The organism is Streptomyces sp. NPDC047014 (assembly GCF_040644195.1).
GTDB lineage: Bacteria > Actinomycetota > Actinomycetes > Streptomycetales > Streptomycetaceae > Streptomyces.
Genome location: NZ_JBEYVX010000007.1, coordinates 19795 through 44640 on the forward strand (window position 1 = coordinate 19795; position 24846 = coordinate 44640).

21 protein-coding genes and 1 pseudogene are annotated in these 24846 nt (G+C 72.4%); 6 read left to right on the plus strand and 16 right to left on the minus strand.

The annotated features are described in order from the left end of the window. Positions 1-54: 54 nt before the first annotated feature. Positions 55-4203, minus strand: coding sequence for a type VII secretion protein EccCa (gene eccCa / locus ABZ873_RS06655; protein WP_360866199.1), 4149 nt, complete (start codon positions 4201-4203; stop codon positions 55-57). 54 nt (positions 4204-4257) lie between these two features. Next, positions 4258-4713, minus strand: a complete 456-nt coding sequence (locus tag ABZ873_RS06660) for a WXG100 family type VII secretion target (protein ID WP_360866202.1) — start codon at positions 4711-4713, stop codon at positions 4258-4260. A 191-nt stretch (positions 4714-4904) separates the two neighbouring features. Between ABZ873_RS06660 and ABZ873_RS06665 the strand changes: the two genes are divergently transcribed. Beyond that, the gene (locus ABZ873_RS06665; RefSeq protein WP_360866205.1) at positions 4905-5519 is read left to right on the plus strand and encodes a hypothetical protein; all 615 of its coding nucleotides are present in this window, start codon (positions 4905-4907) and stop codon (positions 5517-5519) included. Between the two features lie 22 nt (positions 5520-5541). Here ABZ873_RS06665 and ABZ873_RS06670 read toward each other — a convergent pair whose 3' ends face one another. From ABZ873_RS06670 to ABZ873_RS06695, 6 genes are all read right to left on the minus strand, one after another. Then, positions 5542-5865 (minus strand): hypothetical protein, encoded by a 324-nt coding sequence (locus tag ABZ873_RS06670; RefSeq protein WP_360866208.1) that lies wholly within the window; start codon positions 5863-5865, stop codon positions 5542-5544. Positions 5866-5941: 76 nt separating this feature from the next. After that, complete coding sequence (locus ABZ873_RS06675) at positions 5942-8737, minus strand: right-handed parallel beta-helix repeat-containing protein (protein ID WP_360866211.1); 2796 nt, start codon at positions 8735-8737, stop codon at positions 5942-5944. A gap of 43 nt (positions 8738-8780) precedes the next feature. Continuing rightward, positions 8781-10127: an EsaB/YukD family protein gene (locus tag ABZ873_RS06680; protein WP_360866214.1), complete on the minus strand. Its 1347-nt coding sequence runs from the start codon at positions 10125-10127 to the stop codon at positions 8781-8783. A 25-nt stretch (positions 10128-10152) separates the two neighbouring features. Then, the gene (locus tag ABZ873_RS06685) at positions 10153-10467 is read right to left on the minus strand and encodes a WXG100 family type VII secretion target (RefSeq protein ID WP_360866216.1); all 315 of its coding nucleotides are present in this window, start codon (positions 10465-10467) and stop codon (positions 10153-10155) included. A 37-nt stretch (positions 10468-10504) separates the two neighbouring features. Then, a complete protein-coding gene (locus ABZ873_RS06690) occupies positions 10505-10870 on the minus strand; it encodes a WXG100 family type VII secretion target (protein ID WP_360866219.1) in 366 nt (121 codons plus the stop codon). Between the two features lie 40 nt (positions 10871-10910). Then, on the minus strand, positions 10911-11351 hold the full coding sequence (locus ABZ873_RS06695; protein WP_360866221.1) for a restriction endonuclease: 441 nt from the start codon (positions 11349-11351) through the stop codon (positions 10911-10913). Positions 11352-11547: 196 nt separating this feature from the next. On the opposite strand from ABZ873_RS06695, the pseudogene ABZ873_RS06700 reads away from it, so the two are divergent. Beyond that, a pseudogene (locus tag ABZ873_RS06700) lies at positions 11548-11898 on the plus strand (integrase core domain-containing protein); the annotation flags it as partial. A gap of 27 nt (positions 11899-11925) precedes the next feature. Here ABZ873_RS06700 and ABZ873_RS06705 read toward each other — a convergent pair. From ABZ873_RS06705 to ABZ873_RS06715, 3 genes are all read right to left on the minus strand, one after another. Beyond that, on the minus strand, positions 11926-13236 hold the full coding sequence (locus ABZ873_RS06705; protein ID WP_360866224.1) for a multidrug effflux MFS transporter: 1311 nt from the start codon (positions 13234-13236) through the stop codon (positions 11926-11928). Between the two features lie 3 nt (positions 13237-13239). Beyond that, positions 13240-13884 (minus strand): NAD(P)H-binding protein, encoded by a 645-nt coding sequence (locus ABZ873_RS06710; RefSeq protein ID WP_360866227.1) that lies wholly within the window; start codon positions 13882-13884, stop codon positions 13240-13242. 77 nt (positions 13885-13961) lie between these two features. Further along, positions 13962-14714, minus strand: coding sequence for an MBL fold metallo-hydrolase (locus tag ABZ873_RS06715; RefSeq protein ID WP_360866230.1), 753 nt, complete (start codon positions 14712-14714; stop codon positions 13962-13964). Positions 14715-14794: 80 nt separating this feature from the next. On the opposite strand from ABZ873_RS06715, the gene ABZ873_RS06720 reads away from it, so the two are divergent. Next, on the plus strand, positions 14795-15424 hold the full coding sequence (locus tag ABZ873_RS06720) for a winged helix-turn-helix transcriptional regulator (protein WP_360866232.1): 630 nt from the start codon (positions 14795-14797) through the stop codon (positions 15422-15424). Positions 15425-16315: 891 nt separating this feature from the next. Here ABZ873_RS06720 and ABZ873_RS06725 read toward each other — a convergent pair. The 3 genes from ABZ873_RS06725 to ABZ873_RS06735 all read right to left on the minus strand — a co-directional run bounded on the left by ABZ873_RS06725 (position 16316) and on the right by ABZ873_RS06735 (position 18458). Further along, positions 16316-16663 (minus strand): VOC family protein, encoded by a 348-nt coding sequence (locus ABZ873_RS06725; protein ID WP_360866235.1) that lies wholly within the window; start codon positions 16661-16663, stop codon positions 16316-16318. A 384-nt stretch (positions 16664-17047) separates the two neighbouring features. Further along, positions 17048-17356 (minus strand): hypothetical protein, encoded by a 309-nt coding sequence (locus ABZ873_RS06730; protein ID WP_360866237.1) that lies wholly within the window; start codon positions 17354-17356, stop codon positions 17048-17050. Between the two features lie 130 nt (positions 17357-17486). Then, the gene (locus ABZ873_RS06735) at positions 17487-18458 is read right to left on the minus strand and encodes a WYL domain-containing protein (RefSeq protein WP_360866239.1); all 972 of its coding nucleotides are present in this window, start codon (positions 18456-18458) and stop codon (positions 17487-17489) included. Between the two features lie 101 nt (positions 18459-18559). Between ABZ873_RS06735 and ABZ873_RS06740 the strand changes: the two genes are divergently transcribed. Then, the gene (locus ABZ873_RS06740) at positions 18560-19207 is read left to right on the plus strand and encodes a TIGR03086 family metal-binding protein (RefSeq protein WP_360866242.1); all 648 of its coding nucleotides are present in this window, start codon (positions 18560-18562) and stop codon (positions 19205-19207) included. A 50-nt stretch (positions 19208-19257) separates the two neighbouring features. On the opposite strand, the gene ABZ873_RS06745 is transcribed toward ABZ873_RS06740, so the two are convergent. Together ABZ873_RS06745 and ABZ873_RS06750 are read right to left on the minus strand one after the other, a co-directional pair. Beyond that, complete coding sequence (locus ABZ873_RS06745; protein ID WP_360866245.1) at positions 19258-19866, minus strand: NAD(P)-binding domain-containing protein; 609 nt, start codon at positions 19864-19866, stop codon at positions 19258-19260. 57 nt (positions 19867-19923) lie between these two features. After that, on the minus strand, positions 19924-20757 hold the full coding sequence (locus ABZ873_RS06750; protein ID WP_360866248.1) for a 3'(2'),5'-bisphosphate nucleotidase CysQ: 834 nt from the start codon (positions 20755-20757) through the stop codon (positions 19924-19926). A gap of 186 nt (positions 20758-20943) precedes the next feature. Here ABZ873_RS06750 and ABZ873_RS06755 point away from each other — a divergent pair, with 186 nt between their 5' ends. Continuing rightward, positions 20944-21849 carry a LysR family transcriptional regulator gene (locus tag ABZ873_RS06755; RefSeq protein ID WP_360866251.1) on the plus strand — a complete coding sequence of 302 codons (906 nt, stop codon included), beginning with the start codon at positions 20944-20946 and terminating at the stop codon, positions 21847-21849. 971 nt (positions 21850-22820) lie between these two features. After that, positions 22821-24827: an ABC transporter ATP-binding protein gene (locus ABZ873_RS06760; RefSeq protein ID WP_360866254.1), complete on the plus strand. Its 2007-nt coding sequence runs from the start codon at positions 22821-22823 to the stop codon at positions 24825-24827. Positions 24828-24846 lie beyond the last annotated feature (19 nt).

Consider the following 24846-nt stretch of genomic DNA (forward strand, 5'->3'; position numbering starts at 1 on the left):
CGGTGCTGCTGTCGAGGCTTGGATGGTGGGGGTCGTGCCCGAGGTCGTTCCGGGTCAGTCGGCGTGGGCGTGGGCGTCGGCGTCGGAACCGGAACCGGAACCGGAACGGCCGGAGTCGCCGACGGCGGCCGGGGGCGCGTCCCGTTCGTCCAGCGCGATCTGCACGACGGCCGGTTCGGCGCTGCGCCGTACCAGCAGACCGCGGCCGGGCTGCCGGCGGCGGGCCCTCTGGTCCCCGATGAGCGCGCCTTCGCGGTGGTCGCCGGAGAGCAGCAGCCCGTCGGTGCCGATCTCCTTGAGCTTGCTGAGGAGCGGGTCCGACATCAGGGCCCGGGCAGCGCCGCCGACGCGCCGGGCCAGCACCAGGTGGAAGCCGAGTTCGTCGGCTTGCGGAATGAACTCGGCCAGTGCGGCGAGCGGGCCGCGGCCCATGCTGCCGGAGGCGAGGTCGTAGTCGTCGGCCACGACGTACAGTTGCGGGCCCTGCCACCAGCCGCGCGCGGCCAGCTCGGCGCTGGTGAGGTCGGCCGGGGGGATGCGCGAGCGCAGTGTCCCGGCGAGGGCCTGCGCCTGGGCCGCGACCAGGTCGGCGTTGCCGCCGCGGGCCCCCAGGTACTCCTCGGGCACCACGTCCAGCAGGCTGTGGCGGTAGTCGACGACCATGAAGCGCACCTCGTGTGCGGAGTGGCGGGCCGCCAGGCCGCGCATCCAGCCGCGCAGGAAGGCGGTCTTGCCGGAGCCGGAGTCGCCGAAGACGGTGAAGTGCGGGGCGCCGGACGCCAGGTCGAGGCCGACGGCGCGCAGGTCGGACTCGCGCAGCCCGATGGGGACCTCGCGCGCGCCGATGCCGGGTCCGTGGCCCTCCCAGCGCTCGGCGGGGGACGGCTCGGCCGCGGTGGCCAGTTCGCGGACGGTGATCCGCTCCGGCAGCACGCGCAGCGCCGGGGCCGCCGCCTTGCGCCAGCTCTCGGCGATCCGGCGCACCAGCGCCTGCTCCGCGTCGGCGAGCCCTTCCGTATGGTCCGCCCCGTCGAGCCGGGGCAGGGCCACGTGGTGGGTGAGCCCGGGTGAGGCGAGTCCGCGCCCGGCGATGCCCTGCCCCAGTCCGCGGGCGGCGGGGCGGTTGATCTCGGACTCGGACGGGTCGTTGAGGCGCAGTTCGAGGCGGCCGGGGATGTTGTCACGCAGGTTGACGCGGATCTCCGCCCAGCGGTTGGCGGTCAGCCACAGGTGGACGCCGACGCCGAGGCCGCGCGTGGCGATCTCGGTGAGCGTCTCCACGGCGCTCTCGTGTGCGGTGTGCAGAGCCGCCAGGTTGTCGACGGCGAGCACGACGTCCGCGGCGCGTACGCCCTCGGGCAGCCCGCCCCGGGCGCGGCGGGCGCGCAGTTCGGTGGCGGACTGGATGCGCAGGTCGCGGAACATCTGTTCGCGCGCGGTGACCAGGCGGCCGACCTCGGCCAGCACCCGGGCCACCCGTTCCTCGTCACGGCGCCCCGCGACGCCGGCCATGTGAGGTGCGTCGGCGAGCCCGTGCAGTGTCCCACCGCCCATGTCGACGGCGTAGAACTGCACCTCGTCGGGGGTGTGGGTGAGCATGGCGCTGAGCATGGCGGTACGCAGGAACGTGGACTTGCCGCTCTGCGGCGCCCCGACGAGGGCCAGGTGCCCCTGCCGTCCGGCGAGGTCCAGCACCAGCGGACGCTGCTCCTGGCGGGACGGTACGTCGAGCACACCGACGGGGAACTTGAGCTCGCCCGCGAACGGCCACTGGGCGCAGCGCAGGCCGAGGTCCGGGTCCGCCTCGGCCTCGCCGAGCAGCGGGTCGAGGGGAAAGTGCGGAGGCAGGGGCGGCAGCCACACCTGATGTCCGGGGGTGTCCTTGTCGACCAGCCGCTCGACGGCGATCTGGAGTTCGGTGGCGCCCGCGTCCGGGTCCCACTCCCAGCCGGAGCGCTCGCTCTCCTCGGGGGTGAGCGGGGCGAGTTCGCCGTGGACGGCGTACGGCACCGGTTCGGCGGCGGAGGCCGGCCCCGCGGTGTCGTGTTCGCGGTAGGGCGCGGAGACGTGGGCGACGCGGAAGCGCTCGTAGACGGACTCGTCCACCTTGAGGTAGGCGGAGCCGGGGATGGCGGGCAGCGTGTAGGCGTCGGTGGTGCCGATGACGGCGCGCGACTCGGCGGCGCTGAAGGTGCGCAGGCAGATCCGGTAGGACAGGTGCGATTCCAGGCCGCGCAGCCGGCCTTCCTCCAGCCGCTGGGTGGCCAGCAGCAGGTGCATGCCCAGGGAGCGGCCGACACGGCCGATCTGCACGAACAGGTCGATGAAATCGGGCCGCTGGGAGAGGAGTTCCCCGAACTCGTCCACGACGATCAGCAGGTACGGCAAGGGCTCGAGCGGTGTGCCGTGCGCGTCGGTGCCGCCGGCGGCCTGGCGGAGCTGGTACTCGCGCACCGAGTCGACGTTGCCGGCCTCGCGCAGCATCCGCTGGCGGCGCTGCTGTTCGCCCTGGAGGGCCTGCCTCATCCGGTCGACCAGCGCGAGGTCGTCCGCGAGGTTGGTGATCAGCCCGGAGACGTGGGGCAGTTCGGTGGCTCCGGCGAAGGTGGCGCCGCCTTTGAAGTCGACGAGGACGAAGGCCAGGTGCTCGGGGGCGTGCACCATGGCCATGCCGGTGACGAGGGTGCGCAGGAGTTCGCTCTTGCCGGAGCCGGTGGCGCCGACGATCAGCCCGTGCGGGCCGATGCCGCCCTGTGCCGACTCCTTGAGGTCCAGGGACAGCGGTTCGCCGGTGCCGGTCACCCCGATCGGGACGCTGAGCAGGTTCTTCTGGTCCGGGGCGCGCCGGGAGGTGGCCGGGTCGAAGTCCGAGATGTCGGGGAAGCCGAGCATGCCGGAGAGGGAGACGTGCTCGGAGAGCACCTGGTCGCGCTCGCCTGACAGCCGGAGCGGGGCCAGGGCGCGGGCGGTCGCCTCCCGGACGGCGGGTGCGGTCTCGTCGGCCACGGCCTTCTCGACGGGTGCGTGCAGGCCGGGTGCACGGCCTTCCATGACGAGGCCGCCGCGCGCGTCGGTGCGGGCGCGTACGTCCACCCGGCCCGGTTCCGACCCCTCCTCCTCGACCAGGCACACCACGTGGAGTCCCAGCTCCGGCCCGGCCTCGGTGAGCAGGTCGGCCAGCAGCGCCGAACGGGTCCAGGGCGCCCGGGGGTCGTAGCCGTCGAGGATGACGACCAGGTGGCGGGGGGAGCCGGTGTCGCGCCGGGTGACGATGCGGCCGGTGCGCTCGGCGCGCGCGGCGACGGCCTGGTCCAGTGTGCTCTGCAGGTGGTCCTGGAGTCCGGCCAGGTCGTCGGCCAGCAGCGGGACGACTTCCTGCTCGCGTTGCCGGGCGTCGTGGTCCGGCTGCTGGGCGTGCGGCAGCCACTTCACCCAGTCCCAGCTGCGGTCGCCGCCGGTGACGACGGCGACGCGTACGTCGTCGGGGGCGTGCAGCACCGACAGCTGGAGCAGCAGCGACTGGGCCAGCCCGCGGGTGCGCGGGCGCGGTCCGAGCAGGCTGACGACCCCGGCGCCGCGCAGATCCAGCCAGGCGGCCTGGCCGTCGACGCTCTCGTGGGCGCGCACGAGTTCGGCGGCGGCGTACTGGGACCGGGTGTCCGTCTCGGTGGTGGGGTCGTTCTGGACGGGCAGGTGCAGCCCGTGCGCGGAGGGCGCCGCGCCAGTGCCTACGCGCAGGTGCAGGAAGTCGGGGTCGCCGGGACGCCGTTCCCACACCCGTCGGCGGCGCGTGGCGATGGCCCACAGCCGGTCGGGGTGCGGGTGGTGCCAGGCATCCGCCGCGCGCTGCGCGGCGCTGTCGCGCAGCGCCTGCTTGCGGACCCCGGCCAGGTACTCCGCGTACCGCTCGCGCTGCCGGTACTGGCTGCGTCGCCGGCTGCCGCTCAGCTGCATGCGGACTCCGATGGTGATGCCGACCGACACCACGACGAAGGCGATGCCGAGCAGGATCATCCACGCCTTGCCGTAGGCGACCATGTAGGCGGCCATGCTCATGCTCGACAGCAGCGGCAGCAGGAGCATCAGCCAGCCCGCCGCCCCTTGCGGCTGCGGTTGCTGGGGCGGGTTGGCCAAGGTCGTACTGCCGTCCGGCATCGGCGGGGGCGTGATGCGGACGGGGCGGTGGAAGGGTATGCGACTCACGGGGGATGCCTACTGACGGTGCTGGGGCTGGCGGGCGGGGGCTGCGGGCGGCGGTCAGCCGGGGAAGGTCATGGTGACCGCCGTCTTGTTCGTGTCCGTCACTTCCTCGGGCGGAGTGTCCTTGGGCGGATCGCCTTCGCCGCCACCGGAGGTCAGGGCGTTGCGGAAGTCCGTGAACAGCTTGGCGATGCCGTCCTCGGCTTTGCTGAAGTTGCCGGAGGCCATGCCGAGGCCGTCGGCCAGTGTGGGCAGGACGCCCTTGTCCGGATGTTCCTCGGTGCCGAACAGTTCGGTGATCACCCGCAGCCATTCCCGGGTCACCTCGTCGGCGTCCGAGGCGGCCCGGCCCTGCCAGGCGATGCGCAGCCTGCCGAGCGTGGTGTTGATGAGACCGAGGCTCTCGGAGACGTCGAGTGCGAGGGCCTTCAGCTGGGTGGCGGTGGTCCGCATGCCTTTCGGAGAGACGTCGATGACGGAGACGTCGTAGTCGGCCCGGCCGCTGTCAGCCATGACGCGCCTTCCTGGTAAGTCCCTTGATGGCAAGGAGAGTTGTTGTGATTCACGCATGTCTGCAGCTGTGGTGACAATTCATCTCATAAGTGGTAGATCTGTCGGAGGTTCCGTGGGGGGCCGCGCCCCGTACACCGCGCCGCCCGACCGACGGACCGCAAGGTGCGCGCGAGAATGCCGAGGGAGACACCGTGACCGACCCGATCGCTTCGAACCACGACACGACGCCGCTGCCGCCCGCGGAAGGGGGCGACGAGTCGGGTGAGCCGGGGCCGGACCACGGCAAGGACCTCAGCGGCCTCGTGCCGACCGACAAGGTCGCCTGGGGCGAGCCGCCCTCCTTCAACGACGACCCGAAGAAGATCCCCTCCGACAGCGGGACGGGGGCGCAGGGCGAGACGGACCCGTCCGGGGACCTGAAGATCGACCTGGGCGCCATGCGCACCACGGAGAAGTCGATCCTCACCGAGACCCGCGCCGCGGTGGCCACCTACGAGGAGGTCCGCTCCAAGGTCGTGGCGACCAAGGACACCGTCTTCGGGCAGGGCGCGAAGGAACAGGATAGGTACGTCTGGCAGGTGGCCTCGCAGGGCCAGAGCTTGCAGGAGGGCGAGGACAACCCGTTCGCGGCGGCCGGCGCGCAGTTCGCCGCCGAGATGAACCCGGCGCAGGAGCGGGCCCTGCTCCAGGTGGGCACCGCTCTGGAGAAGCTGGGCGAGTACATCGCACTGATCAACCACTCCGGACAGGTGTACGCGCACACCGACCGGGAGTGCCGCTTCCCCCACCCGCCCGCCGCGCGCTGAACCGGCCGCCGCGGACCTCGGCTCAGGCATCCCGCTGCCCGTCGCCGAGGTTCGCGTAGTTGGCGGTCTCCGCGTGGTGGTAGTTCCAGTAGCTGGTGGTCATGCGGTGGAGGATGTCCTCCAGCAGGGTCTCCAGGTCGTGCTGCGCCGTGTGGAACCAGGTCTTGATCTCGTCGAAGGTGGCGTAGGACGGGGAGGCCCAGTGGGTGCCGATCTCGTTCATCCTGGAGTCGATCGATGCCATGGTCTCGTTGATGGACACGGCCTCGCGCTTGACCGTGCCGATCGCCTCGTGCAGCGCCGCGAGGTGGGCGCGCCACTGCTCCCCCGTCGGTTGTTCCGTCATCCGCCGGACACCTTCCTCTCAGCAGGTCCGAACGTCTCAGCAGGTCCGAAGTCCCGTCGCGCCGCGCCGCCGGCCGTCACCGCGCCTGCCCCGGCGGGAGGTCCGCCGGCAGCAGGGTGGTGAGCAGCCCCGGGTCCGCCGAGGCCAGATCGGCCGTGCTCAGCCCCAGTTCGGTCACCCGCTGGGCGTGACGTTCGGTCATCAGCTGGAAGACCTGCCGGGCGCTGCGCCCGTTGCCGAACCGCTCGCCGCGCGGCAGGGTCTCGAAATGGTCGTGCAGCGCCTCGGCGGTCTCCGGCGCCACGGCGTACTCGTGGCTGTCGGCCTGGTGCCGCACGATGCGCACCAGTTCCGCGGAGGAGTAGTCCTCGAAGTGCAGGGTGCGGGTGAAGCGGGAGGCCAGGCCCGAATTGGACTCCAGCAGCCGGTCCATCTCGCTCGGGTAGCCCGCCACGATGACGACCACCTCGTCACGGTGGTCCTCCATCAGCTTCACCAGCGTCGAGACGGCCTCCGCGCCGAAGTCCGTCAGATGTCCCTGCGGCACCAGTGAGTATGCCTCGTCGATGAAGAGCACCCCGCCCAGCGCCCGCCGGAAGACGGCGGTGGTCCTGGGAGCGGTGTGTCCGACGTACTCGCCGACCAGGTCGCCCCGGTCCGCCTCCACCAGGTGGCCGCGGGCGAGCAGCCCGAGGGCGGCCAGGAAGCCACCGTAGAGCCGGGCGACCGTGGTCTTGCCGGTACCGGGGTTGCCGGCGAAGACAAGATGGCGGCTGAGCGGCGGCGGCGGGAGCCCCGCGTCCTGCCGGACCTTGACCATCTGCATCAGCTTCGTGAGGTTCAGTACGTCCCGCTTGACCCCGTCGAGGCCGACGAGCCGGTCCAGCTCGGCGTGCAGACGGGCAAGTTCGCCTGCGCCCTGCCCGGCGCCGCCGGACGCGTCCCGGTCCGGTGACCCGCCGTCGTCCGCTGGGCCGGCCGGACCCGCGGGGTGCGCGACAGCGGGCACGGCCGTGCGCCCCGCCCCCGTCCCCGCTCCCACGCGCTCCAGCGCGGGCAGCAACGGCTCGGAGACACCCTCCACCCGGCAGTCCTCGGCCGTCACCTGCGCCTCCTCGTCCCGCAGCAGGTCCTGCTCGGTCCCGTCCACGGTGCAGCGGCGCAACAGGACGCGGGAGCGGGCTCCTGCGTAGACGGCGGGGAAGCGGCTCCCGGTGAACCGGCAGTCCTCGTAGCGGCCCTCGCCGTCCTCCTCGACGAACAGCCCGTTCTTGGCGGCCGACGCGACCGTCGTGCCGCGGATCCGGGGCCGGGCCCCGGCCCGGACGACGATGCCGCTGCCGGCCGGTTCGCGGACCGAGCCGCCGTCCACCACCGCCGTACTGCCCTCCTCCAGCAGCAGACCGGCTGTGCCGCTGCCGGTGACCGTCACGTTCTCCAGCCGTGCTCCGGTGTCCCGGCCGATCCGCACACCGGTCTCCCCGGTGCCGGTGATCTCGCAGTCGGCGAGCAGCGGACGGTGCGAGGTGCGCAGCCGCACCCCTTCCCGGGTGCCGCTGATCCGGCAGCCGCGCAGCGCGGCGTCGCCGCCGTCCACGCACACCCCGGCCAGACCGGTGCCGGTCACCGCGCAGTCCTCCGCGAGCAGTTCGGCCCGCTCGGTCACCCGCATCCCGTACTCCGGGCTGTCGGCGACGGTGCAGCCGCGCACGTCGGCGCGGGCTCCGCCACCCAGGTGCAGGGCGCTGTAAGCGGTGTCGCGCACCGTGCAGCCGACCAGCGACACCTCTGCCTCACCGACCGCGTACAACCCGTTGGCGGCGGTGCGGGCGAAGGTGGAGTCGTACGCGGCGACCGCGCCCGAGCCGCTGACGACGATCGCGGTGTCCTCGCAGTCGACCGCCCGCACCGCCCTCAGCTCCGCGGCGGCCTCGGCGGTGACCAGCACCGCGGCCCCGGAGGTGTGATGCACGTGGCACCCGTCCAGCAGGACCGCGCTGCCGCCGTCCGCCAGCACCCCGGCCCCGGCGGTGCGGAAGATCTCGCAACCGCGCAGCCGGACGCCCGGGGCGCAGCGGGGGGTGGGGGGCTCGACCCCACGGGGGAGGGCCGAGCCCCTGTTCTGGGGGTGCGGGTCGTGATCCCGCACCGGGCTGCCGTCCGCGCCCGCGCGGCGGCCTGCGGCGCCGCGCAGCCAGACCCCCTCGCCGCCCGCTTCGTGGAGCCGGCACTCGCGCAGCACGGCCCCCGCGTGCCCCTCGGCGAGGAGGGCGGCGGCGCCCGTGCCGCGTATCTCGCAGCGGGTCAGGGTCGCGTGGGAGCCGGCGGTCAGGACGACGCCGCGCCCGGTCGCTCCGTCCAGCAGCGCGTCGGTCAGCTCGGCCCGTGCCTCGTCACCCGCCACCAGCCCGTCCCCGGTGCAGCCGTGGACGCTCAGGCCCTCCAGCACCGTGCGGCTGGTGCCCGTGAGCCACAGCGCCGCACCCTCGGCCTGCCGTACGGAGCAGCCCGTCAGCAGGGCTGCCGCCGCTCCGGCGACCTCGACGCGGCCGCCGGTGATCTCGCAGTCCCGCAGCACCGGTTCGCCGCCGCGCAGCAGCACGGCCGCCTCGCGGGGTGCGGTGGCGGACAGGACGAAGCCGCGCAGTTCGCCCCGGCCGGCCTGCACGGTCACGGCCGGGCCCCGTGCGGCGACCAGCCGTACCTCGCCCTTGGCGACCAGGCTGACGTCCTTGTCGAGCACGATGCTCTCGGTGTAGGTGCCGGCCTGGACCGTGATCACGGCACCCGGCCGGGCTCCCCGCACCGCTGCCGTGATGGTGCGGTGGGCGCCCCAGCTGCCGGGCGCCACCCGCTGCGCGGCCGCCTTCACCGCGGGCCCCCCGCGGCGGCGCGGGCCCGCACCCGGAGCCCGGTCACAGGCCGCTCCCCAGGTTGGCCAGCCGGCCGAAGAGGCCGAAGACACCGGCGACCAGCGGCAGACCGACCACCGTGAGGCAGGTGGCGACCGCCGACGGCCACGTGGGCCGCTCCTGCTCGACGGGGCGCAGCGCGGCACCGAAGGCGAGGAACAGACCGCAGCCGACCAGCACCAGCCCGGCGGCGAACGCGGCGAGCGGCCCGGCGGCGCGGGAGTCGAAGAGGTATTCGGGGAGCCGGATCGCCAGCGCCAGCAACCCGATCACTCCGGCTGCCAGTTGGGGCAGTACGGCGGACAGCACCCGCACCGAGCCCGCCTGGAGCAGCAGCCCGAGGCCCACCACGCAGAGCAGGGCGAGCGCCCAAGGCCCCCGGGAGGCGCTCAGGACCAGCAGCGCGGCGGTGAGCACCGTCGTGGTCAGCACGCTGAGCAGAGTGAGCAGCGCATTGCCGCGGCGCACCACAGCAGCCACGTCGCCACTGTCCATGACCGGCGCGCCGGTGTCCGGTCCTGTGGGCGCGAGGACCGCGATCTGGCTGGTCACCCGGGGCAGCAGGCCGGCCAGCAGGTACAGGCTCAGAGCGAGTACGGCGGCCGCGCCGGAGCGGCTCGCGCCCAGCACGGTCAGCGGTACGACGAACAGCGCTGCCACGGCAGTGATCAGCTGCAGTACGACGGTGGACGGCGCGGGCAGCGCCACCAGCCCCGCGAGCGCGCCGAGCGCGGCAGTGACCGAGACCAGCACCGGGGTGGCCACCGGCCCGTGCAGCGGTGCGCCGAGGCCGGCGCAGGCCAGCAGAGGGCAGGCCGTCAGCGCCAGGAGCTGGCGAACTGCGCCCGGAAGCGGCCAGTTCTTGCGGGTCGCGTACCGGGCGAGCAGAGCCGAGGCCAGCGCGGCGAACACGAAGAGCGGCACGGCCGGCCCGGCCGCACGGTGCGCCCCGAGCCATCCCGCGGCAACGACGGTCACCAGCAGACCCGCCCCCAGCACCGCCTGCGCCCGGCGGCGGGCACTCCACAGACCGCTGTCCGCGCGTGCCGCCGTGACCTGTTCGTCCAGGTCGGTGACGGTCAGCTCGCCCCACTCGCCGTCCCGGTGGTCGCGCAGGTAGAGCGTGGCACCGTCCGTGATGCCCGCGCCGGCCAGCGAGTCGCCGGGGGCCATGGGCAGGCCCCCGGACTCGGCCAGTGACCAGACGGGTGGCATCGCCTCGGACTCGGGCTGGCCGCACAGGGCGGCGAGCCGAGGGGCGTACTCGGCGATCGGCGCCTGCGCCGGCAGCGCGAGGTCGACGCGCCTGCGTTCACCGACCACGGTGACCCGGCAGCGTTCATCGGGCACGGACGATTCCTTCGGTGGTGTCGGGTCAGCGGCGCCAGGTGGACATGTTCGACCACTCGGCATCGCTGTAGTTGTTCCAGTTCACGTGCATGGCATGGGCGATGCGGCCGAGCACTCCGTCGGGTCCGAACAGGCCGTTCGCCGCCAGGTCCCACTCGTTCTGCATGTCCTGGTAGTAGGTGGCGGCATGGCTCTCCCGCCAGGAGTCCGCCAGGGGAATCAACTGGGACTTGAGGCCCTGGAGCTCGCCGGAGACCTCGCCGGCCCTCTCGTTCAGCCAGCCGCCGGCCGCGGCGAGCCCCTCGCCCACGTAGATCGGCGTGCCATCGACATCGGCCATGAGTTGCTCCTCGTGCGTGCGTGCGTGCGTGCGGCGGTCAGGAGAAGTTGGTGCCCGTGGAGGGTCTGGGTACGTCCGCGCCGAGCGCGATCAGGTTGTTCACGTTCTGCTGTTCGGATTCCTTGTAGTTGACGTAGTTGCCCTGCAACCCCTTGGCGATTCCCTCCAGGGCGTCGTTCAGCATCCGCGCGTAGATGTCGTACTCGGCCATCAGCACCTGGAACCGGTTGTGGGCGATGCCCTGCCAGCTCGCCTCCAGGCTCGACACGTACGCCTTCAGGTCGCTCAACTGCCCGGAGATCTCGGCCGCCGTGGACATGGTGTTGCTGGAGGCGTTGGCCAGGTACTCGGGTGTCACCCGGTAGGTCACACCACCGATGCTCACGGACGGCTGGTCAGCCATGGCGGGATCCGCCCCTCTCACTCGATCGACACCGACGCAGTCAACCTGACCGCGGTGCCGGCCGGGGCGTCGCGAACCAGGGTGAGCAGCGGTTGAGCAGGTTCTGAGCGGCGCTGCCGGCGCAGCCCGCCGGAGTCCCGGCGAGCTGCGGAAACCGGCTCGGCGCCCCGGCGGTGGGCCGGGGCGCTGTGGCGGCCTGGGGTGCGACGGCGACGAGGCGGTCCAGGCGCTCGTACAGGGCGCGGACGAGCCGGGCACGGTTCTGGGCGCAGCGGGCGGTGCCTTCCGGCGGGACGGACAGGCGGCGGCTCGCTTCCTCGAGGACGACGTCGGCCAGGGCGCGGGCGGCGTGGTCTTCGGGCAGCCGGTCGGCGGCCCGGCGGACATAGGCGGCGACGGCCCGGGCGGTGCCGGTGCGCAGCAGAGCGATCTGCTGGAGGTCCGCGGGCGGCAGGCCGGGGTTCTGGGTCCATACGAGCACGGCCTTGACCAAAGCCTTGTGGAGCTCCCTTTCGAAGGGGAGTTCCGCGTCGAGACGCCCCTCGGGGTCGTGGAGGACTAGGTGTATTGACCACGAGCGTTGTTAACGCTGGCGGGGTCTTGATCACGGCGAAGACCTCCAGTGTGGTGGAGGTGTCTAAGCTGCACCGCACACGGAGGTCTTCGTGTCCCACCGTGATGCCCGGCTGACCGTTCACGGGAGGCGGATCCTGGTCGAACGCGTCCTGACCGACAACGGCTCCTGCTACAAATCCAAGCTGTTCACACAAACCCTGGCCGCGGCCGGCATCGCCCACAAGAAGATCCGGCCCTACCGGCCGCAGACCAACGGCAAGGTCGAACGCTTCAACCGCACCCTGCTGGACGAAGACGAATGGGCCTACCTGCGGCCCTACACCTCGAACACCGAGCGGACAGCAGCCCTGGCAGACTTCCTCCACACCTACAACCACCACCGCTGCCACACCGCACTGGGCGGACACCCACCCATCAGCCGCGTCAACAACGCTGCGGGTGAATACACCTAGGCGCGGCTCTTATCAACGGTATGTCTGTCACGCTGATCGCGAATCACCCTGTTCGCCAGACGCCGGCCCGGTTCGCTGGATGGCGGCTCGGCCGCGATCGGTGTGACGGCGCGGGCGCCGGTGCTCGGCAGGTTCCTGGCGGGCCGGGCTGCGCGTGCGCTCACCGTGCGTCGGCCGGGTGAGGACGCCGAGTGTGAGCAGAGCGAGCGCCGGCAGCACGGCGACGATGATTGCCATCGGCAAGGCGTCGGTGGCGCCACCCGCACCGGCCAGCGGAGCAAGTGCCCCGCCGATCATGAACTGGCTGAAGCCGAGCAGAGCGGCGGCCGACCCGGCGTGTCCGCCGTGGTCGGCCAGGGCCTGGGCCGCGGCGTTCGGCATGACGAGGCCCACGCTGGAGACCAGGACGAACAGGCCGGTCAGGAGCGCGGGCAGGGGTGCCCGTACCAGCACCGCGCCCAGGACCGTGATGCCACCGGCGCTCGCGCCCAGCAGACCGGCGAGCAGCAGCACGCGGGCCCCGGCCCGGGCCACCAGTCGGCCGCTGATCTGGGCGGCCGCGATGAGTCCGGCGGCGTTGACGGCGAACACGGCGCTGTACTGCTGCGGTGACAGGCCGTGGATTTCCTGCAGGACGAACGGCGAGCCGGAGATGTAGGCGAACATCGCCGCGAAGACCAGGCCGTTGGCCAGGACGTACCCGGTGAAGACCCGGTCGCCGAGCAGCTGCCCGATCACAGCCGGCAGCGGTTGGTGTGACGCGGAGGACCGGGTCTCCGGCAGTCCTGCGGCGGAGGCCGCCAGCATCACGGCGCCGAGTACGGCCAGGCCCACGAAGATCCCCGGCCAGGCCGTGACGCGCAGGAGCTGGCCGCCGAGGACCGGCGCGAACACCGGCGCCAGGCCGGTGATCAATGTCAGGGTGGAGAAGAGACGTGCGGAGCGGGTTCCGGAGGCGCTGTCGCGGACCATCGCGTTGGCGATGACGATGCCGAACGCCCCGCCGATGCCCTGGAGCAGGCGGAGGCCGATGAGGGTCCGGACGTCGGGTGCCACCGCGCAGAGCGCGCTGGCGATCGTATAGAGGGCGAGGCCCGCCAGCAACGGACGCCGCCGGCCGTAGGTGTCGCTCAGCGGCCCTGCGATCAGCTGCCCGATGGCCAGCCCGGCCAGGCAGGCAGTGATGGTGAGCTGGGTGGCCGCGGCGCCGGCGCGCAGGTCGCCAGCGAGGTCCGGCAGTCCGGGCAGGTAGCCGTCGATGGACAGCGGTCCCAGGGCCACCAGCGCTGCGAGCAGGACGATGAACCGGGTGTGCCGGCCGGCGGCGTCGTTGCTCATGGCTCAGTACGCCACGGTGATGCGGTGGCGGATCGCGGTGCCGTTCTCGATCGTGTCGGCCAGGGCGATCGCGTAGTCGGCGTACGAGATGCGGCTGTTGCCGTCGTCGTCGGTGAGCAGGGTGTCCCCGGCGCTGCGGTAGGCCCCGGTCCGCTCGCCCGCTGCGATGACCGCGGCGGGTGACACGTACGTCCAGTCGAGGTCGTGCACGCCGCGGTAGAGGTCGAGCGCTTCGGACTGGGCCTCGGCGTTGGCCTTCCACAGCGCGGGGAAGCCCGGGTCGTCCATGACGCGGGTGCCGGCCGGCGTGCGCAGGCTCCCGGCGCCGCCGATGGTGACCAGGCGGGTGACACCGGCCCGGCGGAGTCCGTCGATCAGCGCACGGGCGGCGCCGACGATCGTGGCGCGGTCGTTCTCCTGGCCGATCCGGGGGCCGACGGCCGACAGGACGGCGTCGTGGGAGGCGGCGAGGCCGGCGACCGCGGCGGCGTCGGTGACGTCACCGGTGGTCACGGTCAGGGCCTCGTGCTCGAGTCCGTCGATGTGGCCGGCTCGGGTGACCGCGGTGACGGTGTGGCCGCGACGCAGCAGTTCCTCGGTGGTGGGCCGGCCGATGTTGCCGCTGGCACCGAACAGGACGATCTTCATGTGTTGCTCCTTGTTTCTGGGGGTCGGAGGACGGGCTGGGTTTCTGAGGGTGAGAGGACCGGCTGGGTTTCTGCGGCTCAGAGGACCGGCTGGCCGTCGGCGACGATGGCCGCGGTGATGCCGCGCTCGGCGGCGGCGCGCTGGAAGCGCTGCTCGATGTCGGGTTGTTCGGTGTAGAACGGCGGGTTGTGGAACAGGCCGTAGTGCATGGCGCAGACGGTGCCGGCGCCGAGTGCGACGGCGGCCTCGACGCCCTGCTCGGGGGTCATGGTCGCCGGGACGTTGGCCGCGTAGCCCTCGAAGTGGGCGATGACGCCGTTGACCGGGACGAACGCGACGTCGAACGGGCCGTGGTCGCGGGCGATCTGCCACCAGCTGCCGTGCCACTGGGTGTCGCCGCAGTGGATGACCCGCCGGCCGGCGCCTTCGACGACCCAGGCGACCTGGTCACAGTCGTTGCCGCGCCAGTCCAGCGAGGTCACCGGGGTGACGGTCAGCTCTCCGATGCGGCGTGACCGGCCCAGGTCCTGGGCGACGGGGGTGATGCCCGCCTCGTGCAGCGCCGCCGCGCTGGGGGTGTGGCAGCCGATCGTGCCGGTGGCCGCGATCCGGGCGATCAGGTCGTGGTCGTAGTGGTCGGGGTGCAGGTGGGTGATGAGGGCGTGGGTGCCGGGCGGGGTGTCGACCGGGTCGACCGGCCGGTGCGGCGGCCCCATCACCGGGGCCAGCGGAGCGACGTTCTCGAGCGGGTCGATCAGCAGGCGGGTGTCGCCGAGACGGATCTCGACGCCGGCCCAGGCCAGCCGACGTACGGAAAGGGTGAAGGTCATGGGCAGCGACGCTAGACCGACCTTGTTGAGAAAGTCAACAAGAGAGTTTTGAAACTCAATCCACGAGGTAGGGTGGTGGCATGCGCACTTACGGGCAGTACTGCGGCATCGCGAAAGCACTGGACACCATCGGCGACCGATGGACCCTGCTGATCATCCGTGAACTGCTCGCCCTGGGTCCTTGCCGGCATACCGACCTGCGCAACGGGCTGCCCGGGATCGCCAGCAACCTGCTGGTCGACCGGCTCCGCGAACTCGAGGAAGCCGGCCTGATCCACCGCGAGGCCGCCCCGCCGCCGGTGGCCACCACCCTGTTCTCCCTCACCGAGCGCGGCCGCATGCTGGAGCCCGTACTGCGGGAGCTGAGCCGGTGGGGCGTGCCGCTGCTGCGTGAGCCGGGCGACAACGACACCTTCCGCACCCACTGGCTGGACATGCCGGCCCGGGCACTGACCGACCACCGCCCCGACCAGCCGGCGATCGCCCTGCAACTGCACGCCGACGGCAACGAGGACCTGGTCATCGAGGTCAAGGACGGCTCGGTGCACACACACGCCGGCCGGGTCGACCACCCCACCGCGTCACTGACCGGCCCCCCGCACCTGCTGGCCGCGACTCTGCTCGGCGAGCTCGATCTGAGCGCCGCAGTACAGCAGGGCCTGCGGCTCAGCGGCGAACGCGAGGCGGTGCTGCGCATCCTGCCCCGCTGATCGAGCGGCCGCTCGGGGGCCTGCGACCTCGCGCTCTACGGAGTCTGCGCCGTCTCACAGACGTTCCGTTCCGAGAAGAAGTCCGGCCCGCGGCCCGAAGCCGCCGATCCGGGAGCGGTTCCGAAAGCGTCGGGTGCACACCGACGTGGACCCGGCGGACCCGGGCCGGGTGCGGCAACTGGGACAGGGCGTACGGCAACGCGACGGCCTTTCTCCGCCCGGGGCGGGCACTCAGGGTGGCCGGCATGGTGACAGGCTGTGGCCGGGGCCGGGAGTTCAGGCGGTCCGCGCGGCGTAGGGCGTGGACGCGGACGGTCAGCGCTCTGGCGGCAGGACGGGCCCGCTCGTACGATGCGGTGGACCGTTCAGCGCGATGTCGACCGCCAGGCGGCGCGCAGCTCGGCCAGCGAGCGCGGCTGCTCGCGTTTGGGTGAGCGGGTCTGGTCGGCGGCCTGGCAGGCCAGCCCGTACGCGGCCCGCTCCCCCGGCGCTTGCCACTGCCGTGCCTCGTACTCGGCCGTGAGAACGGGATTGCGTCCTTGATCTGCTGGCAGCGGGTGACTGCCAGCCGATGAGCCGCTGGTCGATCCCGGCGATCTCCATGAGTCGTACTGACGTGCACCGCTGTGGGTCAGGCCGTGCTGCTGCCCTTCAGCTTGCCGAGGAGCCTCGCGTCCTCCAGCCAGTTGGCCGCAGCCGGCCCGCGTGTGGAGCCGATGGGGGTCGTGTAACGCTTGGCCACCGCTGGAGCAGCTGAACCACCTGAAATCCTCCGTAGACAGCCATCCTCTCGAATGCGGTCAGGCGCGGTCGGGTCGGGTGGTCGTCGCGGGCGGAGAGGGGCCTTCCAACAGGACGAGCTCCCACGCGGAGAGGCAGTAGGCCCTTCCGTCAGCGGTGGCTCAGTACGTTGACCACCCGGCCGTTGGGATCGCGGACGAAGAACCGGCGCACCCCCCATTCCTCGTCCTGCAGCGGATGGACGATCTCCGCGCCGCTCTCCCGCACGGCCGCGTACACCGCGTCCACGTCATCCACTTCGACGCTCATGTCGGGGGTGACGGGGGCCGTCTTGTCGTCGGCCATGAAGCTGATCTGCGCAGTCGGGCTGGACGGGGAGGCGAGCGTCATGATCCAGCCGTGGTTCATGACCTCCTCGAATCCGAGCAGACCGTAGAACGCACGGCTCTCTCCTGCGGCCTCCGAACGGACGTTGGGTACGACGCGGCGGACGGACATCGGCGGCTCCTGGGTGAGGTCAGGCCAGGCGGCCCGAGGCGATGGCACGGCGGACGGCGTCCCCCCGGCCTCTGAGCGCAAGCACCTCGCGTCCGCGAAGGGGTGAGCTCCTTGGGGAGGGGCAGGTTGAGCGAGGCAGTCCCCGCAGGGACACCAACCCGCGCAGGCCCGGATCGTGCCCGGTACCGGGGTGCGAGGCGCTGTCGTCTGCGGCACAGGCCGAAGATACGGCACGTGGATCGTGGCGCCGCACAAGGTGCGGCCGGCCCCCGCCGGTGCCGCATCGGCAACCGGAAGCTCAGCACCACGACCGAGCCCGCGCGGGCCCCGCGGTCCTGGCAGACGACCGCACCCATCCCGACCGGTTCCGGGCCGCCACCTTGGTCATCCCGCTGCGAAGGCGGCCAGCAGGGTGTCCGCCCGGACTTCCAGTTCGGGCGTCAGAGTTCCCTTCACGGCCACCATGAGCTCGTCGCCACCGACAGCGCGGGCAAGCCGGACCTCGACCTGCTGGTCCTGGCCGACCAGGGGATACGCGTACCAGCCGTCGGGCCGCTCGTCGTCGGTCGCCTTGACCGCGAGGGCCACTGTCTCCCAGTCGGTCGCATCGAACTCGTAGCCCACGTAGTGCGACAGCAACTCCAGGAACGACCGCAGGTTGCAATCCCAGATCCATCCACCGACCTCGGCCATGGCTCCCCCTCCGGGCTCAGAAGGGGACAGCTTGTCATGGGCCGATGCCGCGGTGATCGCCCTGGCGCGGCAGGAGGGTGAGCCCGACCGGTTCATCGGAGCTCACACCCCGGCAGCGGTTCGCCATCGGCTACCGGCCGTGCGGCGGGGCCGGCTCCTCCCCCGCGTACAGACCCGTGAGTTCGGCGGCGATTCGGGCCAGCCACTGGCGTACCTCCGGCGGTTCCAGTACTTCGACCCCCGCTCCCAGCCCGGCCAGGTGTCCTGCCAGGGCTTTGGCGGCCGGGCCGTCGACCCATACCTCGGTCCAGCCGTCGGGCATCGGGGTGCCGGTGCGTACGCGGCCGCCGAGGAAACGTTGCAGCAGGGGCAGCGTGTCGGGGTGGACGCGGGCTCGGGCGGTGACGGCGTGCATGCCGTCCTGGAAGGCTCCGGACAGGGTCCGCCAGGCCGTGGCGAGGTCGAAGCCGGGTGGGCGGGTGACCGGTTCGCCGGTCGGGTCGACGGAGGTGACGCGGCTGAGGCGGAAGGTGCGCAGGCCCTTGTCCGTACCGGCGACCAGGTAGTCCACGCCCGCCTTGGCGACGAGTCCGAGGGGGTCGACGGTGCGTTCACCTGCCGGTTTGCCGATGCTCGCGTACCCGAGGCGGACGCGGATGCCGTCCACGACGGCGGCCTGGAGCGCGGTGCGGTGGGCGGTGTCGGCGGTGAGGGCGTTGCGGGTCCAGTCCGTGGCGTCGACGACGCCGGCGCGGGTCGCGGCGTGGGCCTGTTCCCGCATGGGCGGGGGCAGGGCGCGGACCAGTTTGCGCAGGGTGGTGCGCAGTTCCGGGGTGGCCGAGAGGGGGCCGGCGGCGAGGAAGAGCGCGCGGGTCTCGTCGGCGGTCAGTCCGGTGAGGTTGGTACGGGCCCCGCCGACGAGGGACCAGCCGCCGCCGCGGCCGCGCTGTGAGTAGACGGGGATGCCGGCCGCGGCCAGGGCCTCAAGGTCGCGGCGCGCGGTGCGCTCGGAGATTTCCAGTTCGGCGGCCACTTCGGGGACGGTGACGCGGCCGCGTTCCTGGAGGAAGAGCAGGGTCGCCACCAGCCGGTCGGCTCTCATGTGCCCTCTTTTCTCTTTCGCGGGTGTCGCCGTTGCGTCGTCTTTCATTCTCTTCGGGAAACAGGCCAGGAGGTGGCCACTTTTGTTTGCAGGATGAGGTCATGAACAAGATCGAGCAGCTCAACGAGACCCCGTCCGACTCCAGCGGTACCGTCCCCGGCGCCACCCCCGCCCCCTTGTCCGTCGATCCGCGGACCGATCTCGCCGCGGCCGTCGAGCTGGCGGGCCGTACGCTGGCCGCCGTCCGGCCCGAGCAGTACGACGCGCCGACCCCCTGCGAGGAGTTCGACGTACGGCGGCTGTCGAGCCACCTCGTCGCCGTGGTCCGCCGGATCTCGGTGATCGGGCGCGGCGAGGACCCGTTCAGCGTCCCGTCCTTCGCCGACGAGATCGCCGACGGCGGATGGGCGGCGGCCTGGGGGCCGGGGGCGCGCGAGGTCGCGGAGGTGTGGGCGGATCCGGGCATCCTCGGCCGGCAGCTGCGCCTGCCGATGGGCGTCCTGCCGGGCGCGGCCGCCGCGGCCGTCTACACGCACGAACTGATCGTGCACACCTGGGACCTGGCCCAGGCGACCGGGCAGGAGGTGGAGTGGGACCCGGCTGTCATCGAGCGCGTGATCGGCGTCGTACGCCGCGCACTGCCGGCCGAAACCCGGGGCGGGCGGATCCCCTTCGCGGAAGTGGTGGCCGTGGACCCCGGGGCCCCGGCCATCGACCGGCTCGTGGCGTGGGCGGGGCGGCGGCCGTGAGGGGTGCGGCGGGGGCGGCCTCCCAGGTCGGCTGAAGGGGGCCGCCCGCGTCAGCGGGCTATGGAGACGGCGAACGGGGTGAAGCCGCTGGAGCGGATCACGTGGGGGACGAAGAGGATCGCGGCCTCCGTGGCGCGGGCGGTGCGGATGCCGCCGAGGTCGGTGATCCACTCCGGCTGCCAGCCGAGGTCGGTGAGGAGAGCGCGTACGGTCTGCTTGGCCTGCGGGTCCTCGCCGGAGAGGAAGGCTTCGGGGGCCTGGGTGAGCATGGCCGGTGCGGTCATCACCGGGTAGAGCATGGTGTTGAGGGTCTTGACGACGTGCGTGTCGGGGAGGGCCTGCTGCAGCTGCTCGGCGAGGCTGGAGCCGGGGTAGAGCAGGTCGGCGGGCAGGCCGTCCGGGCCGTCGGTCGTGGCGTTGGAGACGTCGACGAGGATCGTGTCGCGCAGTTCCTCGCGCAGGGCGGTGAGCCGTTCCAGTGATCCGGCGCCCGGGGTGGCGTTGATGACGATCCGGGCCGTCCGGGCCGCGTCGGCGGCGGCGCCGGGGGTGCGGTCCGCGACGGTCACCTGGTGTCCGGCGCGGGTGAGGGCGGCGGCCAGGTTGCCGCCGACGCGGCCGTTTCCGAGGACGGCGATGGCGGTCGTGGTGGTGTTCATGGTGATCGGGGCCTTCCGTGTGTGCGGGCGGGGGTGCGGTGGTGGGGTGGGGCGGGGTCAGCGGGAGAGGGTCGCGGCGGCCTGGGCGTGGACGCCGGGGGCGGCGGCCAGGAAGCTCTCGCTCTGCGGGGTCCAGGGGCGGCCTTCGGCGTCGGAGATCCGCCCGCCGGCCTCGGTGACCAGGAGGGCACCGGGCAGCAGGTCGGCGCGGGCGCCGGCGAACTGCCAGAAGGCGTCGATGCGGCCGGCGGCCACGTTCACCAGGTGCAGGGTGGCGGGCACGGAGGTGCGGACGACGAGCGCGTCGAAGAGCATCGCGGTGATCGAGGAGCCGACGCGCCGTACGACCTTCTCGTCCTCGTCCGGCCGGGCCTGGCTGGTGGCGACGATGCCCAGGCCGAGGTCGGCGGTCGGGGCGACGCGCAACGGCCGGCCGTCGAGGTGGGCGCCGCCGCCGGTGAGCGCGGTGTAGGTCTCGCCGGTCAGCGGCAGGTGGACGACGGTGAGCACCGGCTGGTTCTCCCGTACGAGGGTGGCGGTCACCGCCCAGTCGGGGAGGGCGTGGAGGTGGTTGACGTTGCCCTCGGCCGGGTCCACGACCCACCACTCGCCGGACGGCAGCGCCCCGCCGTCCAGTTCGTCCTCCACCCAGCCGGCCTCCGGGCGCAGGGCGGTGAGGCGGGGGCGCAGGATGTCGAGGGCGGTGTTGTCGTTGGCGGCGAGGGCGCTCATCAGCTCCTCGCGAGTCCGGTAGCGGACCACGTCGCCGAAGCGCTCGGTCAGGGCCGAGCCGGCGGCACGTACGGCGGCCGCGGTCTGGGCGAGCAGGTCGGCGTCGGTGGCGGGGGCGGTGGGGGTGGTGGGCGTGGTGGTCTGGAGGGTTTCGGACATGGCGGTACTCCTGTGGGTGGGGTGGGGTTGGTGGGGTCTGCGGAGCATGCGGCGTGCGGTGTGTTCCGTACTCCGCCGCTCTGCTCTGCGCTGTGCGGTGCTGCGCTGTGCTGTGCTTGTGCTTTGAAGGTATAGAGGGCGTTGATTAACTTCAAATGCATGTCAAGCACGCCTAGGATTACTCCCATGCAACTGGATTTGAATCTGCTCGCCGCGCTCGACGCGCTGCTGGAGGAGGGGAGTGTGGCGGGGGCGGCCGCGCGTCTGCATGTCACCGCCCCCGCGATGAGCCGGAGTCTGGGCCGGATCCGGCGTACGACCGGGGACCAGATCCTGGTGCGCACCGGCCGTACGATGACCCCCACGCCGTACGCGATCGCCGTACGGGAGCAGGTGCACGAGCTGTTGCAGCAGGTCCAGGGGGTGCTGGCGCCGAGCCGTGAGCTCGATCTGGCGACGCTGGAGCGCACGTTCACGCTCCGCTGGCACGAGTCCCTGGTCGCCCTGGGCGGTCCCGCGCTGCTGGCGGCGGTGCGGGATCAGGCGCCGGGCGTGCGGTTGCGTTTTGTCGCCGAATCGAGCACGGACTCCCCCGAGTTGCGGCGCGGCGCGGTCGATCTGGAGGCGAACGCCAACCGCCCGGGCGCGCCGGACATCCGGGCCGAGAGCGTGGGCGAGACCCGCATCGTGGTGGTCGTGCGGCAGGGGCATCCCCTCACCCGCCTCAAGACCGTCACCGCCGAGCGGTACGCCGACGTCGAACACGTCACCGTCTCGCGCCGCGGCAACCTCAGCAACGCCGTCGACGATGCCCTGGCGCAACTGGGCCTGACCCGCCGGGTGGTGGCGACCGCGCCCACGGAGGCGGCGGCGCTGGAGTTCGCGCGCGGCTCGGATCTCGCGATCAGCGTCCCCGAGGCCACGACGCGGTCAGCGGTGGCCGACCTCGGCCTGGTGGTCCTCCCGCTCCCCCTCGAACTGCCGGCGGCGCCGATATACCTGTCGTGGCATCAGCGCTACGACACCGACCAGGCCCACGCCTGGCTGCGCGGGCTGGCGCGCGGGGCGCTGGGGGTGCGGGGGGCGTCGTAGGCGGGGCTCCGTACGGGCGGCTTCGCACGTACGGCAGCGGACGTACAGGACCGGGCTGAGCGCGGATTGGCGGGTGCTCGGTCGACCCGATGCCCACAACAGCCCGTAGACCTGCACGTCATCGAGCGCCCCGACCATGCCTGTCAGCAGGGCCTGACGGGACGCCAGGTCCAGGTGGTGGTCCGGCGTGCCGTCGGGCCGGGTACCGGGCCCGCGCGGCGGAGCGAGGCCGTGGTCGGGTCCCTCCTGCTGATCGCCGGGGACGTCGAAAGCTGCGGCCTGGACGCGACCGACCTCCGCAGGGCCGCCGACACCGCACGCGACGGAGCGGAGGTGCTGGACGAGGGGCCGGTGGCACCTCTACGCGGTACGCCACCTCGGCGCGCTGCGGCTGGAGCGTCACCGCCTCGGCAATGAGGCCCGCGTCGAAGCTTCGTACGGGGCAGTGGCGGAGGAGTTTAACGCGCTGGGCTGAGCAGCGGCGTCAAGAAGCGTTCGAGGCGCAGCCTTCACGGCTGAACGAGACTGCGCCGCACCACGCGGACTCGCCTTCCGCCTGTGTCGAGGCCCGGCGGTCGACAGGTGGTCGGCAGGTGGTCGGCGGGTGGCCCGTTTCCGTCGGGCAAGGCCCTGATCGGGTGTCGTGCTGCGGCTTCCCACTCGAACGTGTGAGTTCAAAAGTGTCGACCCCCGCAGGGACTGGCCTGCGCGCCCCACTCGTATCCGAGTTCGAGATATTCACCCTTTCGTGGCCGTTACAGGCCGGGTTCCGAAGCGTTTCTAGAGCACCAGTGCCATCTCGCCACCCAGTTGGAGGACGCCATGGATGCCAGCCCCGCAGTCGGGCGAAAGCCCCTCAGATTCGAACAGGTCAGGGCCGCGAGGCGAGCCGTGCGCCCGCTCCGGCAGCGTGGTGATGCGGCGGCAGCGGTTCGTCAGGGCTCGCCCAGGCCGGGAGCGGGGTGGGCGGCATGAGCCGGCGGCGGAAAGGCGCGGACGGCGCCTCGAAGGTGTCGGAGTCGGAGCGGCTGCTCTTCGGCGGGGAGCTGGCCTACGACATCGGCTGGGACCAGCACGAGGGTGCCTGGCTGGAGCTGGGCCTGTGGACCATGGCCAAGGGCTTACCCCGGATGATCGCCACCGGCCTGCGGCTCGCCCACCTCGCCGACGCTCGGGCGCTGCGCGTGGTCATCGCCGCCGAAGTCGGGCGCGGGGTCACGCAGGCGGTCGGGCTGGTCGCGGTCAACAGCGTCCTGGGCCACATTCTCGGCGGCGGGGTGACGAACGCACGGCTGGCCAACGCCTTCCCGGCGCTGACGGTGGTCGCGGTCGTGGCGTTGCTGGGTTCGCTGCTGCGGTCCGCCTCCACGGCCGCGACCGGCGAGCTGGAGCCTAAGGTGCAGCGGGTCGCCACGGAGCAGTACCTGGCGCTGGTGCACCGGGTCGAGCTGGCGGCCATCGAGGACGACGAGTTCCACCGCCTGCTGGACGCCGCCCGCTACGGCGCCGATTCCGCCCGCCGGATGATCCGCTACTGCACCAACACGCTGAACTCGGGCATCTCGCTGATCGCGGCGGCGGGCGTGCTCACGGTCCTGCACGCCGGGCTCTTCCCCTTGCTCGTTCTGATGACCCTGCCCAGCGCCTGGAGGTCCCTGACGATCTCCAAGCAGCGCTACCTCTCCTTCCACACCTTCGTCCAGCACGCCCGGGCCGGCCATCTGCTGGGGCAGCTGCTGACCCAGCGGGAGGCGGCCGCCGAGGTCCGGGTCCATGAGGTCGGGCCCTTCCTCCTCGGTCACTTCCACGAGATGGCGGAGACGAGCGAGCGCGAGCAGACCCGTCTGGCGCGCAGCGCCGCCAGGATCGGCCTGATCGCCGACGGGGCGTCCGGCGTCGCCACCCTCCTGACGTACTCGGCACTCGGGCTGTTCCTGTGGAGCGGGCGGATGGACCTCGCGGTCGCCGGCACCGCCGTCCTGGCCATCCGTACCGGGTCCTCCAGCCTGGACAGCCTCGTTCTGCAGATGGCGGACCTTCATCAGGAATCGCTTTTCGTCTCCGACTTCGAGCGCCTGTGTACGGAGGCCAGGACGCGGGCCATCCCGGAGACCGGGGAGGACCTGCCCGAGGAGGTGGGTGAAGTCCGCTTCGAGAAGGTCACGTTCACCTACCCGGGCAGTGGAGGGGAGAGGCCGGAGCCGACTCTCCGGGAGGTGTCCCTGTCCTTCCCGATGGGCAAGGTCATCGCGCTGGTCGGCGCGAACGGCTCGGGCAAGTCCACACTCGTCAAGCTGCTGGCCGGACTGCACCTGCCGGACGAGGGCGGGGGCACGATCTGGTGGGGCGGCGTCGATGCCGCGAAGGCAGACCGCCGCCAGATCTTCGCGCGGGTCGGCCTCATGTCGCAGGCTTTCTTCCGCTGGCCGTTCACCGTCCGGGTCAACATCGGCATCGGGAACCCCACCGTCCCCATCGACGACCTGGGCGTACGCGAGGCCGCGGCGTTCTCCGGCGCCGACCGGTTCGTCGACGGTCTGCGGCGCGGCCTCGGCACGCTGCTCGGCCGCGGCTACAAGGGCGGGCAGGAGGCGTCCGGCGGCGAGTGGCAGATGGTCGGGATCGCCCGTGCCTGGTACAAACGCGCCCGGATCCTGGTGGTCGACGAGCCGACGAGCGCCCTCGACGCCGTCGCGGAACAGCGCGTCTTCGACCAGATCCGCGCCCTGGCCGCCGCCGGTCAGACGGTCGTACTGATCACCCATCGGCTGCACTCCGTACGGCACGCCGACGTCATCCACGTGATGAAGGACGGGCGGCTCGCGGAGTCCGGGACCTTCACGGAACTCATGGACGAGGGCAGCGGCACGGGCGACTTCCGGCACGCGTACAGGATCCAGGCCGCCGCCTTCGCGGAAACGCTCCCCGGTCCGCGGACCGAGTCCGTACCCGCCGCGGAGACGGGAGAGGTGCCGTGACACAGACATCCGCCGCTCC

Coding starts and splice junctions, on each gene's coding strand:
- ABZ873_RS06660 (WP_360866202.1), bottom strand. CDS start 4,713: ATGGCTGACAGCGGCCGGGCCGACTACGACGTCTCCGTCATCGACGTC.
- ABZ873_RS06670 (WP_360866208.1), bottom strand. CDS start 5,865: ATGACGGAACAACCGACGGGGGAGCAGTGGCGCGCCCACCTCGCGGCG.
- ABZ873_RS06685 (WP_360866216.1), bottom strand. CDS start 10,467: ATGGCCGATGTCGATGGCACGCCGATCTACGTGGGCGAGGGGCTCGCC.
- ABZ873_RS06690 (WP_360866219.1), bottom strand. CDS start 10,870: ATGGCTGACCAGCCGTCCGTGAGCATCGGTGGTGTGACCTACCGGGTG.
- ABZ873_RS06705 (WP_360866224.1), bottom strand. CDS start 13,236: ATGAGCAACGACGCCGCCGGCCGGCACACCCGGTTCATCGTCCTGCTC.
- ABZ873_RS06710 (WP_360866227.1), bottom strand. CDS start 13,884: ATGAAGATCGTCCTGTTCGGTGCCAGCGGCAACATCGGCCGGCCCACC.
- ABZ873_RS06715 (WP_360866230.1), bottom strand. CDS start 14,714: ATGACCTTCACCCTTTCCGTACGTCGGCTGGCCTGGGCCGGCGTCGAG.
- ABZ873_RS06720 (WP_360866232.1), top strand. CDS start 14,795: ATGCGCACTTACGGGCAGTACTGCGGCATCGCGAAAGCACTGGACACC.
- ABZ873_RS06725 (WP_360866235.1), bottom strand. CDS start 16,663: ATGTCCGTCCGCCGCGTCGTACCCAACGTCCGTTCGGAGGCCGCAGGA.
- ABZ873_RS06730 (WP_360866237.1), bottom strand. CDS start 17,356: ATGGCCGAGGTCGGTGGATGGATCTGGGATTGCAACCTGCGGTCGTTC.
- ABZ873_RS06735 (WP_360866239.1), bottom strand. CDS start 18,458: ATGAGAGCCGACCGGCTGGTGGCGACCCTGCTCTTCCTCCAGGAACGC.
- ABZ873_RS06740 (WP_360866242.1), top strand. CDS start 18,560: ATGAACAAGATCGAGCAGCTCAACGAGACCCCGTCCGACTCCAGCGGT.
- ABZ873_RS06745 (WP_360866245.1), bottom strand. CDS start 19,866: ATGAACACCACCACGACCGCCATCGCCGTCCTCGGAAACGGCCGCGTC.
- ABZ873_RS06750 (WP_360866248.1), bottom strand. CDS start 20,757: ATGTCCGAAACCCTCCAGACCACCACGCCCACCACCCCCACCGCCCCC.
- ABZ873_RS06755 (WP_360866251.1), top strand. CDS start 20,944: ATGCAACTGGATTTGAATCTGCTCGCCGCGCTCGACGCGCTGCTGGAG.
- ABZ873_RS06760 (WP_360866254.1), top strand. CDS start 22,821: ATGAGCCGGCGGCGGAAAGGCGCGGACGGCGCCTCGAAGGTGTCGGAG.